General features: G+C 28.5%; 12 protein-coding genes and 1 tRNA gene. 3 read left to right on the top strand and 10 right to left on the bottom strand.

Features of this window, described 5'->3' with window-relative positions; translation table 11 throughout:
• Window positions 1-9: 9 nt before the first annotated feature.
• Complete coding sequence (gene serS, locus CAMP18498_RS00065; protein ID WP_337196624.1) at window positions 10-1,245, top strand: serine--tRNA ligase; 1,236 nt, start codon at window positions 10-12, stop codon at window positions 1,243-1,245.
• An 8-nt stretch (window positions 1,246-1,253) separates the two neighbouring features.
• Entirely contained in the window at window positions 1,254-3,656 is a 2,403-nt protein-coding gene (locus tag CAMP18498_RS00060) for a tetratricopeptide repeat protein (protein ID WP_337196622.1), read from the top strand.
• Window positions 3,657-3,741: 85 nt separating this feature from the next.
• Here the strand turns inward: CAMP18498_RS00060 and CAMP18498_RS00055 are convergent.
• From CAMP18498_RS00055 to secA, 7 genes are all read right to left on the bottom strand, one after another.
• Window positions 3,742-3,816: transfer RNA gene (locus CAMP18498_RS00055), tRNA-Asn, on the bottom strand.
• Window positions 3,817-3,884: 68 nt separating this feature from the next.
• On the bottom strand, window positions 3,885-4,793 hold the full coding sequence (locus CAMP18498_RS00050) for a radical SAM protein (RefSeq protein ID WP_337196620.1): 909 nt from the start codon (window positions 4,791-4,793) through the stop codon (window positions 3,885-3,887).
• The gene (gene hemE, locus CAMP18498_RS00045) at window positions 4,790-5,812 is read right to left on the bottom strand and encodes a uroporphyrinogen decarboxylase (RefSeq protein ID WP_337196618.1); all 1,023 of its coding nucleotides are present in this window, start codon (window positions 5,810-5,812) and stop codon (window positions 4,790-4,792) included. Before hemE ends, CAMP18498_RS00050 begins: the two co-directional genes overlap by 4 nt.
• Window positions 5,813-5,826: 14 nt before the next feature.
• Window positions 5,827-6,333: a YqhA family protein gene (locus tag CAMP18498_RS00040; RefSeq protein WP_337196616.1), complete on the bottom strand. Its 507-nt coding sequence runs from the start codon at window positions 6,331-6,333 to the stop codon at window positions 5,827-5,829.
• Between the two features lie 11 nt (window positions 6,334-6,344).
• Window positions 6,345-7,361 carry an aspartate-semialdehyde dehydrogenase gene (locus tag CAMP18498_RS00035; protein ID WP_337196614.1) on the bottom strand — a complete coding sequence of 339 codons (1,017 nt, stop codon included), beginning with the start codon at window positions 7,359-7,361 and terminating at the stop codon, window positions 6,345-6,347.
• A gap of 12 nt (window positions 7,362-7,373) precedes the next feature.
• A complete protein-coding gene (locus CAMP18498_RS00030; protein ID WP_337196612.1) occupies window positions 7,374-8,663 on the bottom strand; it encodes a sigma-54-dependent transcriptional regulator in 1,290 nt (429 codons plus the stop codon).
• Window positions 8,664-8,671: 8 nt separating this feature from the next.
• Window positions 8,672-11,263 carry a preprotein translocase subunit SecA gene (gene secA / locus CAMP18498_RS00025; protein WP_337196610.1) on the bottom strand — a complete coding sequence of 864 codons (2,592 nt, stop codon included), beginning with the start codon at window positions 11,261-11,263 and terminating at the stop codon, window positions 8,672-8,674.
• Window positions 11,264-11,380: 117 nt separating this feature from the next.
• On the opposite strand from secA, the gene lolA reads away from it, so the two are divergent.
• A complete protein-coding gene (lolA, locus tag CAMP18498_RS00020) occupies window positions 11,381-11,887 on the top strand; it encodes a LolA-like outer membrane lipoprotein chaperone (protein WP_337196609.1) in 507 nt (168 codons plus the stop codon).
• Here the strand turns inward: lolA and CAMP18498_RS00015 are convergent, their stop codons facing one another.
• The 3 genes from CAMP18498_RS00015 to CAMP18498_RS00005 are packed head-to-tail and all read right to left on the bottom strand — an operon-like array spanning window position 11,888 to window position 14,656.
• Window positions 11,888-12,532 (bottom strand): flagellar basal body-associated FliL family protein, encoded by a 645-nt coding sequence (locus tag CAMP18498_RS00015; RefSeq protein WP_337196607.1) that lies wholly within the window; start codon window positions 12,530-12,532, stop codon window positions 11,888-11,890.
• A 14-nt stretch (window positions 12,533-12,546) separates the two neighbouring features.
• Window positions 12,547-13,890: an ATP-dependent DNA helicase gene (locus CAMP18498_RS00010; protein WP_337196605.1), complete on the bottom strand. Its 1,344-nt coding sequence runs from the start codon at window positions 13,888-13,890 to the stop codon at window positions 12,547-12,549.
• 1 nt (window position 13,891) lies between these two features.
• Entirely contained in the window at window positions 13,892-14,656 is a 765-nt protein-coding gene (locus tag CAMP18498_RS00005) for a class I SAM-dependent methyltransferase (RefSeq protein ID WP_337196603.1), read from the bottom strand.
• Window positions 14,657-14,710: the final 54 nt, after the last annotated feature.

Raw genomic sequence — 14,710 nt, 5'->3', positions numbered from 1 at the left:
GGAGTTAGAATGTTAGATTTAAAACTTTTGCAAAATAATTTTGATGAAATTGCACAAAAACTAAAAACTAAAAAAGTGGATGAAAATTTACTTAAAGAACTGAGCGATTTATTTATAAATTTAAAAAAAGAAAAAGCACTTTTAGAAGAATTTCAAGCTTTTCAAAACAAATTTAGCAAAGAACTTGCAACAGCACAAGATAAAGAAAGTTTAAAAGCACAACTAAGTCAAAATAAAGAAAAAATTAATACTCAATCAAAAATCGTTAATGAATTAGAAGAAAAACTAGAACAAATTGCTCTAGCAATACCAAATACCCCTGATGATTGTGTGCCTTTTGGAGAGGATGAAAATGAGAATGTAGAATTAAAAAAAGTTCTAACTCCACCTAGTTTTGATTTTGAAATCAAAGAACATCATGATTTAGGAGAAAAATTAAATTGGCTTGATTTTACAAGAGGAGTTAAAATCTCGCAAAGTCGCTTTTGCGTGCTTAAAAACGAAGGGGCTTTACTAAGTAGAGCTTTAGTAAATTATATGATAGATTTTAATAGAAGTAGAGGTTTTGAGCTAGTCAATGTACCATTTTTAGTAAATAGCACAACCATGTATGGTACAGGACAACTTCCTAAATTTAAAGATGATATGTATAAGGTAGAAAATGATGATTTATACCTCATCTCAACTTCTGAAATTCCTGTAACTAATCTTTATTCTAATGAAATTTTAACTCAAGAAGAATTACCTTTAAAAATGACTTGCTATAGTGCTTGTTTTAGACAAGAAGCAGGAAGTGCAGGTAGAGATACAAGAGGCATTATAAGACAACATCAATTTGAAAAAGTAGAGCTTGTTAGTATATGCAAGCCTGATCAAAGCGAGCTAATGTTTGAAGAAATGCTAAATTGCGCTAGTGATTTACTAAGCTCTTTAGGTCTAGCACACAGACATTTGATGCTTTGTACAGGAGATTTAGGTTTTTCAGCTGCAAAAACAGTGGATTTAGAAGTTTGGCTTCCATCACAAAATAAATACCGTGAAATTAGCTCTGTATCTAATTGTAAAGATTTTCAAGCAAGACGCGCAAAAATTCGCTTTAAAAATGATAAAGGCAAAAACGAATTAGTACATACACTTAATGGTTCTTCGCTAGCTGTTGGAAGAACCTTGGTAGCTATTATGGAAAATTATCAAGAAAAAGATGGAAATATAAGAATTCCTGATGTATTAAAAAAATACTTTTAAGAGAAAACATGGCCGAAGAAGTAACACTTAAAGAACAAGACAACCAAGAAAAAGCTTTCTCTGAGATGGATAAAAATCCAGGAATAGAAGAACAAGCTATCCCTCCTGGTATGATGCCTCCTGAATTAGAGGAGGAAGAAAGCACCTTTCAAAGAGTAGAAGAAAAACCTCAAACACCACAACCTGAAGAGAAAAAAAAGCTTTTTGATAAAAAGTTTATTATTTTAGTTTCTGCTCTTGGAGGTCTTGCCTTAATATTGCTTGTAGTTTTAATTTTACTCATAGTTTTCAAAGAAGATAAGCAAGCTATTTTAAATACTCAAGTCTTAGATAATAATACTAGCTCAAGCATCACTAAAGTAAAACAATCAGCATTAGATCTTGTAGTACAAAAAGCAAATTTATTATATGAAAAAGGTGATGTAGAAAGCGCTTTAGAACTTTACAATAACATTAACATTTTTAATCAATCCTTATCTAGTTATAATCTTGGCGTAGCCCAAATGAAACAAAAAGATTATGCTAGCGCAATTGAAAATTTCAAGCAATCTTTAGAATTAGAAGAGCACAAAGTAGCTGCTGCCATAAACACTGCTGTGTGTTATTTTAATCTTGGTAATAAAGAAAAATTTAATTATTATCTTGACTTAGCAAGAGTGCATTTACCACAAGATTCCAAATCATCTTTGTATGATTATTATCTAGGTTTAATTAATTACTATCAAGGATTTTACCCTGAAGCTTTGCAAATGTTTATGCGCTCAAACAACATCAATGGTTATCAAGGTGAATCTTATTATCTTGGAGCAAAAGTTTATGCTTTATTAAAATCAGAAAAAAACGCCATTGATTTTTTACAAAAACAAGAAGATTATGAAGCAAGTTTGCCCTTAGGCTTATTATATGCAAAATCAGGAGACTATCAAAAAGCTAAAGAATATCTTGAAAAAGCCTCAAAGATAGGAGAACATGAAGCTAGAAGTAAGGTTGCTTTAGCCTTAGTTGAATTAAAAACCGGTCAATTTGAAAGTGGTGCGCAAATTTTAAAAGCTCTTTACATCAAAGATAAAGATATAGGTTCAAAATACTATAATATCAAAACAAGATTAAAAAGAAATTTTTCAAATATTGATATCGCACAACAAAATTTTGCCAAGAGATTAATTACTGGAAAACAACAAATATATGATTTACTGTTTTACTTTTCACCATATCGTGTTTTTGATGTTAAACAAAGCATGGAGCTTATTACAAAGGCTGATTTAGGAAATTTTATACAAGGATATGAGTACGAAAATGAATTACTTGTTAAAAGTAAGGCTTTATCAGGGGTTAATATAGAATTATCTCATGCTATTAACTTAGCTTTTAATTTTCATCTAAGAGAAGCTAATCAAGAATTTAAAAACTTAAGTGAAATTTATCATGCTCATGATGTAATTCATTATAATCTTGCTCTAACTTACGCACAATTACAAGATTATAACAATGCTTACAAGCACTTTTCAACCGCATATCATTTAAATCCTAAAAATTATATTGCAGGAATTTTTGGCATATATTGTATGGATCTAGCAAAGAAAGATTATACAAAACTTGCTAATGAACTTTTAGAAAATCTCCAAGCAGATAATACCATTGATCAAAACAACAATATATACAAATATTTACTATATTTAGCTAAAAATGACTTTACTGCTACTATTCCTTACCTAGATAATCTTTCAAATACCAATAACACGCCTTTGGAGTTAATATTTGCTATTATAGCTGCAAATGGCAATAATCTTGAAACCCTAAGAAACCAAAAAATAAAAGAATTAAAAGATTTATTAAGTGAGGATATTATTAGCAATATTTTATATTTTAACTCCAAAAATATGAACTTAAATATCAAAGAATATGCCAAACAAGCTCAAATGTATTTTTTAAACACCAAACTTGATTATAATTCTTTATTTGGAGGAGCTGGTATAGTTAAAGATAGCTATGTAACGCTTATGCAAATAACAGGCTTGCTTAATCATGTTAGAAATGATATTAAAAAAAGACTAGCTATGAGTAATAAAAATTCCATTGGATTAATCTTTGCTCTAGCTTATGTAGATATATTTGCAAAAGAATACCAAGAAGCATATACACTTTATAATATTTTAATAGATGATTACAAAATTAAAGATGCTCAAACTTTATTTTTAGCTGCAGTTGCAGCAATAGGTTCAAATAATCCAAACTCAGCCATTGCTTTGCTTGAACTTGCAAGATTAGAAAACGAAGAAACCTTAGAAGCAAGGCTTGCTTTAGGACTTTTATACCATGAAGTGCAAAACCTAGAACCTGCTATGTTTCAGTATGAAAAAGTAGGCAATAGCTTCGAAAGCAAATTCTTTACTTTTGATATCAAAAACTAGTATTTTCGTAACGAAAATACTAGTTATATAAAATCATATAATTTACTTAACACTTATAAAAATAGGATTATAATTTAAAAAGAAGTGGCTCCGGATGTAGGATTCGAACCTACGACCAATCGGTTAACAGCCGACTACTCTACCGCTGAGCTAATCCGGAACATCAATAAATAAGAAATGGTATTATATAAGAAAAAACAACTTTTGTCAAGAGTTTTTTACAAAAAATTATATTTTTTTATAAAAATTTACTCCTGCTAAATTTTTTACAACGACTTTTTGCTCTTTAATTAATTTTTCCAATACTTCTTTGCTATATTGACTAAATTTATTTTCTATATCAAATTCACTTTGCGCTCTAAGCTGTAACATCTTCAAAAGCTCTTGAGCATTAAAATCAATCTTTTCACCTTTATAGCAATGTTTAGCAAGCACAACAGGAATACTAGTAATATACATACTTAATTCTTCTAGTTTTTCCAAAGATATACCTTTAACAGGATAAGCTGGAGGTCTATCAATAGTGCTAAAATCCACTCTTGATGGCTTTATTTTATCAAATACTTCATTTAAAGCTAGCATTTCTTCTTTATTGTCATTTAAGCCTTGTACAACTAAAACTTCTATAACAAGCTCACCTAGAAATTTTTCCCTAAAAGCAATCATTTTATCAATCATTACTTCAAGTTTAATTTGTTTTAGAGCTTTATCTATTCTATAAAATGTTTTTTCTTTAGCACTATCAAGACTAAATTTAACCACATCAATATCTAATAAAGCATTGAATGCATTTGGATTTAACGCACCACTGCCATTGCTTAAAATCAAAAGTTTTTTATCTTGTTTTATTTTATTTAACTCACAAACTAATTCTTTTAAATAAGGATACAGACTAGGTTCACCATTTGCAGTTAATGTAAGAAAATCGAATTTCACATCACTAGCTAAAGCTTGCTTTACTTGTTCTAAGATATCTTGAATTTTTGGATATACTAAAGATTTTTCCACGGGTTTTGCAGCTTGTAACTCACAATATACACAATCGAAATTACATTGCTTTTGATTTGGACTTAAATCAACCCCTAAAGAAAGTCCAAATCTTCTTGAGCTTATGGGACCAAAGGTAATTTTATTCACTTTTTAGATTTCTCTTGAACTAGCTTGATAAAATATTTAGCATTTTCAACAGGAATATCAGGCAAAATACCATGTCCAAGGTTAAAAATATGTGCACCACCTTGCATAATATTTAAAATTTTATCCACTCCTACTTCAATCGCCTTTTTATCATACAATCTACAAGGCTCCATATTACCCTGTAAAGTATACTTAGCGCCTAGTTTTTCTTTTGCCAATTCTAAAGGCGTACTCCAATCTACACCAAAAACATCAAAATTTCCATTTATACCATCCAAAAATCCACTAACACCTTTAGGAAATAAAATCACGGGAATATGTGGATATCTTTCTTTGATAAAATCAGCAATTTCGAGCATATATTTAAAAGAAAATTCAAAAAACATCTCTTCTTCTAAAGCACTTGCCCAACTATCAAATATCTGTATAGCATTAGCTCCTGCTTTAATTTGTTCTTGAATATAATGCTTTAAAGATAAAGTAAGTTTAGATAAAATTTGATGTAAAAATTCAGGATTTTGATAAACTAATTTTTTACATTTTGCATAATTTTTACTACCACCACCCTCTATCATATAAGTAGCAATAGTCCAAGGACTTCCACAAAAACCAATCAAAGCTTTATCTTGTGCAAGTTTTTCTCTAGTAAGTGCTAGTGCATCATAAACATAAGAAAGTTTTTTAACACTTTTTTCAACATCTAATCTTTCCAAATCTTCCTTAGTTTTAATGGGATTTGAAAATACTGGTCCTTCGCCTTTTTCAAATTTTAAATCCATACCCATTTCTAAAGGTACCACTAAAATATCTGAAAAAATAATAGCTGCATCAACACCTAAAATATCCACAGGTTGCAAAGTAACTTCACTTGCTTTTTTATAGTCCTTACAAAGTGATAAAAAATCCCCAACACTTGCTCTAACTTCCATGTACTCAGGCAGATATCTTCCTGCTTGACGCATCATCCAAACTGGAGTATAAGGGGTTGATTTTTTAAAACACGCATCAATAAAAATCATTTTTATTCCTTATTTTAGTGATCACTTTTGTGTAAAAAATAAAGTCCTATACAAAGAGCCAAAATAGAACCTGCTAAATAAGTCATATCTAAAACCGTATTTAGTTGCATTTGTAAAATTCTTTGGAAAAAATTTACAACTAAGACCATAATAATAACTTTTGCAAGCTTATCTTTTAGCTGATCCAAACTATGCACTTCCAAAACTTTTGATTGCTTAGTTTGTTTAAATTCTTCTATTTCACTAATAAAAAGTTCATAAATTCCAAAAGAGAAAATAAATAAAACCAAAGCCATTAAATATAAATCTACAGCCCCTATAATCAAACCAACAATGTCTTCATGCAAATCTACCGTAGAATTAGACAACATAAAGTATTCAAATACATATTTTAAAACTTTAATCACATCATAACTTGCGATAAAAAATAAAACAAAGGCTCCTATTAAGCCAAAAATTACAGGTAAAATAGTAACCAAACGACTCTTAACTAATAAATTTTCAAAAAATCTTTCTAGCATTTTTCTCCTTTTTAAACCAATTCTAGCCATTTTTGTGCGATACGCACTGCATTTGTAGCAGCTCCTACACGAATTTGATCAGCCACACACCATAAGTGTAAAATGTTTTTGTGATTAATATCACGTCTAATTCTTCCTACATAAGTTTCGTTAGTATCACTCGTAAAAAGCGGCATAGGATATTTTTTATTTTCTACATCATCAATCACAACAACACTTGGTGCTTTAGAAAGTATCTCTCTAACTTTAGCAACATCAACATCTTTTTCAAAATGCATAGTAATAGCTTCACTATGACTTCTAAGCACAGGGACTCTTACGCAAGTTGCTGAAATTTCAAGTTTTTTATGCAATATTTTTTGCGTTTCATTCACCATTTTTAATTCTTCTTTAGTGTAGCCATTTTCACTAAAAACATCAATTTGAGGAATTAAATTTAAAGCTAAGGTATATGGAAAAGTTTTTGCTTCAAATTCATCTAATTTAAAAGCAAAAAAACTTTGCATTCCTTGAACCAATTCTTCTATACCTTCTTTACCCGCACCACTTGCTGCTTGATAAGTACTTACATCTACTCTTTTTAGATTAAATACATCATCAAGTGGTTTTAAAACATGTACCATTTGTATAGTAGAACAATTTGGATTAGCAATAATCCCTGTTTTTTCCCAATCTTTAATATCTTCACCATTACATTCAGGAACCACCAAAGGAACATTCTCATCCATTCTAAAATGGCTCGTATTATCAATCACCACAGCACCACATTCTACTGCGTATTTTGCATACTCAGCACTTATATTTCCTCCAGCGCTAAAAAAAGCAATATCCACAGGATTTTCTTTAAAAACACTTGGAGTTAATTCTTTTACTTTATAACTTTTTCCTCTAAAATCTACTTCACTACCTGCGCTTTTTGCACTTGCTAATGGCAAAATACTTTCAACTGGAAAATCAAGCTCGTCTAAGACATTTAAAAGTTCTTCACCAACTGCTCCTGTTGCACCTACAATAGCTATTTTTTTCATTGTCCGTCCTTTTTAAGTAATATTATATTTTTTCATTTTTTCGCTAAAAATTTTCTCACTCATCCCTATAAGCTTAGCTGCTTCTACAATATCTTGTGAATTTTTTAAAGCTTCTAAAATCAATTCTTTTTCAAGATTTTTAATATCTTTACTTTTTCTACTTTCTAAGAATAAATCTTGAGCGCTAATCTCGTCATTTTCACTTAAAATACAAGCTCTTTGTATAATAGAAATCAATTCTCTAATATTGCCTGGAAAATCATAAGCTAGTAAAGCATCTTGTGCTTCTTGACTTAAAGTTTTTTCATTGAAATCATATTCTTTACATGTATCAAGTAATACCTTTTGCGCAATTTGTAAAATTTCTTCTTGACGCTCTCTTAGTGGTGGTATATTAATAGGAATAGTATTAAGTCTATAATATAAATCTTGTCTAAACTCATTATCTGCAATCTTTTTTTCTATATGAGCATTAGTTGCACTAATAATTCTTACATCAATCTTTATACTTTTGGTACTTCCTAATCTTGTAATTTCTTTTTCTTGCAAGGCTCTTAATAATTTTGCTTGAATTTCATAAGGCATTTCACCTATTTCATCTAAAAATAAAGTGCCTTCATTAGCAAGTTCAAACAACCCTATTTTAGTAGTATTAGCATCAGTAAATGCACCTTTTTCAAAACCAAAAAGCTCACTTTCTATTAAATTTGATGGAATTGCTGCCATATTAATAGCCACAAAAGGTTTTTGTGCTCTTTTTGAATTTTTATGTACAAAATTTGCAAAAACTTCTTTACCTACCCCACTTTCTCCAAAAAAAAGCACGCTTGCATCTGTCTTAGCAGCTTTAGTAGCTAATTTCAAACAATTTTCCAAAGCCTTAGAGGTACCATAAAAATCTTGATTTTCTTCTTTTTTGATAGTCTTTTTATTTGTTTTTTTAGAAGTCTTTTCTTGAATTATTTTTGCACGTTTTATTGCGGTAACTAAAGTATTAATATCAAATGGTTTTACCAGAAAATCTTTTACACCAAGTCTTACTGCTTCTATAGCGCGATTTAGTGTTGCATTACCTGTAATAATAATAAAATCATATTTATTCTCACAAGCTTGCACAAATTCAATACCATCCATACCTGGCATATTAATATCTGTAATAATCAAATCAACATCATCATTTAGTTTTTTTAAAGCTTCAGTTGCTGATTTATAAGATTTTATAGTAAATTCCTCATATTCACTCAAAGCAATTTCGAGTGATTTTCTCATATTTATATCATCTTCGACTATAACCAAATTCATTTCGAACCTTAAGCTAAAATACCTCTTTTGGGACCACTTTTACCATGGCATTCTTTATATTTTTTACCGCTACCGCAAGGACAAGGTGAATTTCTAGGTACTTTAGTAATTTGCGCTTCACCATTTTCATCAACACCACTTTCTGTAGTACTAGCTAAGAACTGCTCATTTTGCTCATGGCTTTTTTCTTCAAAATTTTGTGCTTCTTTTTGAGTAAAAACTACATTAAATAACAATTTTAAACTATCAAATTTAACACGCTCAACAAGCTCCATGAAAAGATTATAGCTTTCTTTTTTATATTCTACTAAAGGATCTTTTTGATTATAACTTCTTAAACCTATACCAGTTTTTAAAATATCCATTTGGTATAAATGCTCCCTCCATAGATTATCTAAAATTTGAAGGTATAAAATTCTTTCAATTCTTCTAGCTTCTTTATCTTCAATAATGCTCATTTTGTCTTTATAAGCTTTTTCTAAAATTTCACTTAATTTATTTTCTACTTCAATTACACCCAAATCTTTAAAATCAGCTTCGCTAAGCTCAAGATTGCATTCATAATTTACTTTTTGTTTTAAACTTTCAAAATGCTTAACATCATCTTCAAGCTCTGCATTTAGATAAATTTGACTTACCAAGTGATTGCTATATTCAGCAATATTTTTTAAAATTTTATCTTGCAAGTCAAATTCTTCATCTAATAATTCATTTCTATAATTATAAATAGTCTTTCTTTGCTCATTAGCCACATCATCGTACTCAAGCAAATGTTTTCTACTTTCAAAATGTAAGCTTTCAACTTTTTTTTGCGCATTTTCAACAGCTCTTGTAACAATACGACTTTCTATATGCTCACCCTCTTCTATGCCCAATCTTTCCATAATATTTTTAATGCGATCGCCACCAAAAATTCTCAAAAGATTATCCTCTAAACTTAAATAAAACCTACTTACACCAGGATCACCTTGACGTCCTGCACGCCCACGAAGTTGATTATCTATTCTTCTACTTTCATGGCGTTCAGTTCCTATGATATAAAGCCCTCCTAAAGCTCTTATTTCATCATCTATTTTTATATCAACCCCGCGACCTGCCATATTGGTAGCTATAGTTACTGCACCTTTTTTACCCGCATCTTGGATAATTAAAGCTTCTTGCTCGTGATTTTTAGCATTAAGCACATGATGAGGAATGCGTTCTTTTACAAGCATATTATGAAATACTTCACTTCTTTCAATACTTGCAGTCCCTACTAAAACCGGTTGACCTTTTGCATTTGCTTTTTTTATCTCTTCAATAACTGCTTTAAATTTTTCTTCTTGTGTTTTATAAATCAAATCATCTTTATCTATTCTTGCAACCGGTATATTTGTAGGTATAGACACTACGTCTAAATTATAAATTTGAGAAAATTCTGTTGCCTCAGTTTGTGCAGTACCTGTCATACCTGCTAATTTTTTATACATTCTAAAATAATTTTGGAAAGTAATATCTGCTAAAGTTTGACTCTCTTCTTGAATTTTTACTCCTTCTTTAGCCTCTAACGCTTGGTGTAAGCCATCACTAAAGCGTCTTCCCTCGCTTAACCTTCCTGTAAATTCATCAACAATTACAACTTCTTTATCTCTTAATACATAATGCACATCTTTTTCAAATAAATTATGCGCTTTTAAAGCCTGATCAAGCTGATGGGCCAATATTGCATTATCTAAGCTGTATAAATTTTCCACTCCAAATAATTTTTCTGCTTTAGAAATTCCAGCCTCTGTAATCATGATAGTTCTATTTTTCTCATCGACAACAAAATCACCACTTGGTAATTCTTGAGGAGTAGCAGCTGCTTGGCCTTTTTGCATTTGTTTTGCTACTTCATTTGCTTTAATATAACCATCTAAAGTTCTATTTGTAGGCCCACTTATAATAAGTGGAGTTCTTGCTTCATCTATTAAAATACTATCTACTTCATCAACTATAACAAAATTATGCTCTCTTTGTACTTTTTCAAGCTTTGAAAATTTCATATTATCGCGCAAATAGTCAAAGCCAAATTCATTATTTGTACCATAAGTTATATCACACTCATAAGCTTTTTTATGTGCCTCATCGCTATTTTGTTCTGAAAGTATCACACCTACGCTAAAACCTAAAAAATTATAAATAGCACTCATTTGCTCTGCATCTCTTTTAGCCAAATAATCATTTACAGTAACTACATGTACACCCTTGCCACTCATAGCATTTAATACAACAGGTAAAGTTGCAACCAAGGTTTTACCTTCCCCAGTTTTCATTTCAGCGATTTTTCCCTCATGCAAAACCATACCACCGATTAATTGCACATCAAAATGACGCATATTAAGAGTTCTTTTTCCTACTTCTCTAACTATTGCAAAAATATCATTCAGTATTTGGTCTAAAGTTTGTTCTTCTTTTTGAATTTGTGTTTTAAATTCTATAAATACTTGTTTTAATTCATCATCACTTAAATTTTGGTATTTTGACTCTAAAGCATTAATTTGTGCAACTCTCTTTAAATATTTTTTTACTTCTCGATCGTTTTTTGTGCCAAATATTGCTTTAAATACACTAGAAAACATTTTTTTACCTTTAATTACAAAAATATATGCTAGATTATACCTTGATTTTAATTAGAACTATATAAAAATTTTATTTGCATAAATTTTATATAATTTGTTAAATTTTAAAGGATAATTATGAAATATTTTATATTTTTAATGATATTTGCTTGTAATATTTTTGCTTTTGATATAAATTTTAAAAATTTTAGCAGTGATTTTGAGCAAAAAGTGCAAAGTAATAATTCTTCGCTAAATTATAAAGGAAATTTTATCATTACTCAAAATAAAGCCTTTTGGAATTACATTAAACCAAATAAAAAGCAAATTTATATCAATAACAAAGAAGTTATTATCATAGAACCTGAATTAGAACAAGCTATTTATACCCAATTACAAAATTTACCAAATCTTCAAGCAATTTTTAAAAATGCAAAATTAATATCTCATGAAAGATATGAAGCAAAATATGAAAATATCGCATATAATATCAAACTAGAAAATAATAGCCTTAGTAGTATTTCTTATAAAGATGAATTAGGAAATTTAGTCAGTATTTATTTTTACAATCAAAAATTTGATCAAAATATTAACGAAAATATTTTTATACCAAAAATCCCAAGCCATTTTGATATAATCCAATAATCAAAATGGTATCTCTTTAAACAAGTCTTGTTCTTTGCTTGGTGCTAACATTTGCATTTGAGTATTTTCCATAGTTTTTAAAATCATATCCATGGCTTCTTTACTTGTATTAACATCTTGATTGAAACTTATATTACCATCTTTAACACCGCTTGTTTGAGTAGCATTCATATCTTTTGGTTGGGTATTATTTTGATCTGAAGTTTTAGTAATTTTAAGAATATTTTGAATTTCTTCTTGTTTAGCAGTTTCTTTTAAATCTTCATCCTTTTTTTCCAAATCTTTTACAAAACGCTTCAGTTCTTCTATATCAAATTGAGCTACTGAATTAATTTTTAGAATATAAATATTTTTTATTTGAGTTTTGTATTTTTTATTGCTAAATTTAAGCAAAGTTTCTTTGAAGTTGTTTTTACCCACTTCTGTGAATAAATCTTCATAAAAATAACTAGATACAATAGTATTTAAAGCATCTATGATTTTTTTTTGATCTAAATTTTCTCCCTCAAAATCCAAAGTCATTTCAATCTTTTTTAAAGTATTATTTCCAACCTTTGAATACAAATCTGTTCTAAAATCTTCTATGCTTAAAGAATTAGCATAAATACTACAAAAAGAAAAAAATAAAATTACCACCCATCTCATAATCATTCCCCATCTTATTCTAAATTTACAAACTTTTCTTGTAGATAAAATCGCTTTACCTCTTTATCAAATTTTAAAATTTTTAAAAAATAATCTTCAAAAGGCATTTTATAATTATATATTATTTTTAAATTACTTGGATTAATAGCTCTTGATAAACATACATATAATTGTCCTTTTTCAAAAATTCCATCAATATCACATATTAATTTATCTATACTCATACCTTGAGATTTATGGATTGTTATAGCATAAGCTAATTTTATAGGAAATTGAACAAATTTAGCTTTTATCTTAACTTCTAGTTTTTCATCTTTGTCTAACTCATACTCTTCTAAGGTATATTCATATGGTTTTAATTTCAATATTTCACCATTATTTTTTTCTATCAGAATATATTCTTGCTCTTTATCTTTTATAAAATCTAAAACAACACCTTGCTCCCCATTATAATAATTTTCTTCTTTATTATTCATACAAAAAATAATCTTAGCACCTATTTTTAATTTTAACTCGCTCAAAGAATTAAGTCCGTTGATCCACTGCTCATAAGTTTTATCATCTAAAGTATAATCTAGTTTTTCAGTTTTTGCCTTAAATATACTTTCTTTGCCTTGTAAAAGATTTAATTTTTCAGTATTAATATAATTAGTTTTTTTATTTGTAGCACACAATAAAGTATACTCATCCATATATTCAAGTAAATTTTTTGAACTAATTAACATTTTTTTAAAAAAACTTAGCATTTCTTTATTTACTTCACCCATTCTAAGAAAAAACAGATATTCATAAAATTGCTTATCTAAAGTTCTTTTTGTAACGCTAAGTTTTAGATTAATAAATTTAAGATCATTCCAAGCTTGCGAAGAAAAAGCATATAAAGTATTTTGAAATAAAGTGCTTTGAATTTGATTTTCTCTATAATTAATCACAGGTGGAAGTTGAAAAAAATCTCCAACTAATAAAATTTTACCATTAAAACCACTTCTTGATAATCTATAATAAATCATTTCCATCAATGAAGCACTTACCATAGAGATTTCATCAATAACCAATAAATCACATTGTTTTAAAATTCTCTTTAATTTTTCTAGTTTATCTTTTTGCTTTCTATCTTCATAATACAACTCATCATAATTTTGACATCTTTTAAAAGCAAAAAAACTATGTAAAGTAACCCCACCTATATTAAAAGCACTAAGTGCAGTAGAACCCAATACAACGACAATTTTTCCTTGAACTCTATAAGATCTTATAAGCTCCATAGTTAAAAAAGACTTGCCAACACCTGCACCACCACTTAAAAATACATTATTATTTTTTAAAAAAAATCTTAATTTATCTACAACTAAGTTCAAGCTACTCTTTCATGCAAGATATTATCAACATCATTGGCCTATGCCATTCTTTTTTAAATTCATTTTTGAATTCAGGAAAAAGATTGATAATTTTATTAGAAGGCTTTGGCTCAATAATATTGGTTATTTTAAAATTATTTTGCAATAAGGGAGAAATATAACTTGTTAAGGTACGGTGATATTTAATCACACCCTCACCTAAAAAATTATATTTATTTTTATTTTCATAAAAATAATTTTTAATAGGAAAATATTGAATATCCCCATTGTTATCATATATAAAATCTTGGGAAATATTTGCGGTAAAAACAGGATGCTCAACACTAAAAACCAAACTACCATTTTTATTAAGAAGATTTGAAATATTAAAAATTAATTTTTCATAATCCTTTATATAATGAAAAACTAAAGAACTAATAACTATATCAAATTTCATATTTTGTAAGTCAGTGATTTTATCTATTTCTTCACAAGAACCTCTATAAAAGGATATTTTATTTTTATATTTACTTGTTTTAGTCTTAGCTTTATCTAACATTTTTAAAGATAAATCAATAGCAAAAACTTTTTTAGACCCATTTTCTAAAGCATAAATACTATGCCATCCATATCCACAACCTAAGTCTAATATAACTTTATCTTTTAAACTTGGTAAACATGTTTTAAAATCTTCCCATTCACCAGCACCATCCAATCCTACTTTAGATCTTAGCATTAAGGCATATTTATCAAAAAAAATATTATCATCATACTTATTATCTAACATTATACATCCTTATAATAACTTTATTATATCAAAACTTTTCATTTTAATCTCATC

It is taken from the genome of Campylobacter sp. W0066.2 (assembly GCF_024723515.1).
Classification (GTDB): Bacteria; Campylobacterota; Campylobacteria; order Campylobacterales; family Campylobacteraceae; genus Campylobacter_D.
Note: the sequence above shows the minus strand (reverse complement) of the source record. Positions and strands in the feature narration are given on the sequence as shown.

What these genes read in the sequence shown, in the direction of transcription:
- lolA (WP_337196609.1), top strand. Translation starts at nt 11,381, where the DNA reads ATGAAATATTTTATATTTTTAATGATATTTGCTTGTAATATTTTTGCT.
- CAMP18498_RS00060 (WP_337196622.1), top strand. Translation starts at nt 1,254, where the DNA reads ATGGCCGAAGAAGTAACACTTAAAGAACAAGACAACCAAGAAAAAGCT.
- CAMP18498_RS00040 (WP_337196616.1), bottom strand. Translation starts at nt 6,333, where the DNA reads ATGCTAGAAAGATTTTTTGAAAATTTATTAGTTAAGAGTCGTTTGGTT.
- CAMP18498_RS00015 (WP_337196607.1), bottom strand. Translation starts at nt 12,532, where the DNA reads ATGAGATGGGTGGTAATTTTATTTTTTTCTTTTTGTAGTATTTATGCT.
- serS (WP_337196624.1), top strand. Translation starts at nt 10, where the DNA reads ATGTTAGATTTAAAACTTTTGCAAAATAATTTTGATGAAATTGCACAA.
- hemE (WP_337196618.1), bottom strand. Translation starts at nt 5,812, where the DNA reads ATGATTTTTATTGATGCGTGTTTTAAAAAATCAACCCCTTATACTCCA.
- CAMP18498_RS00030 (WP_337196612.1), bottom strand. Translation starts at nt 8,663, where the DNA reads ATGAATTTGGTTATAGTCGAAGATGATATAAATATGAGAAAATCACTC.
- CAMP18498_RS00035 (WP_337196614.1), bottom strand. Translation starts at nt 7,361, where the DNA reads ATGAAAAAAATAGCTATTGTAGGTGCAACAGGAGCAGTTGGTGAAGAA.
- CAMP18498_RS00005 (WP_337196603.1), bottom strand. Translation starts at nt 14,656, where the DNA reads ATGTTAGATAATAAGTATGATGATAATATTTTTTTTGATAAATATGCC.
- secA (WP_337196610.1), bottom strand. Translation starts at nt 11,263, where the DNA reads ATGTTTTCTAGTGTATTTAAAGCAATATTTGGCACAAAAAACGATCGA.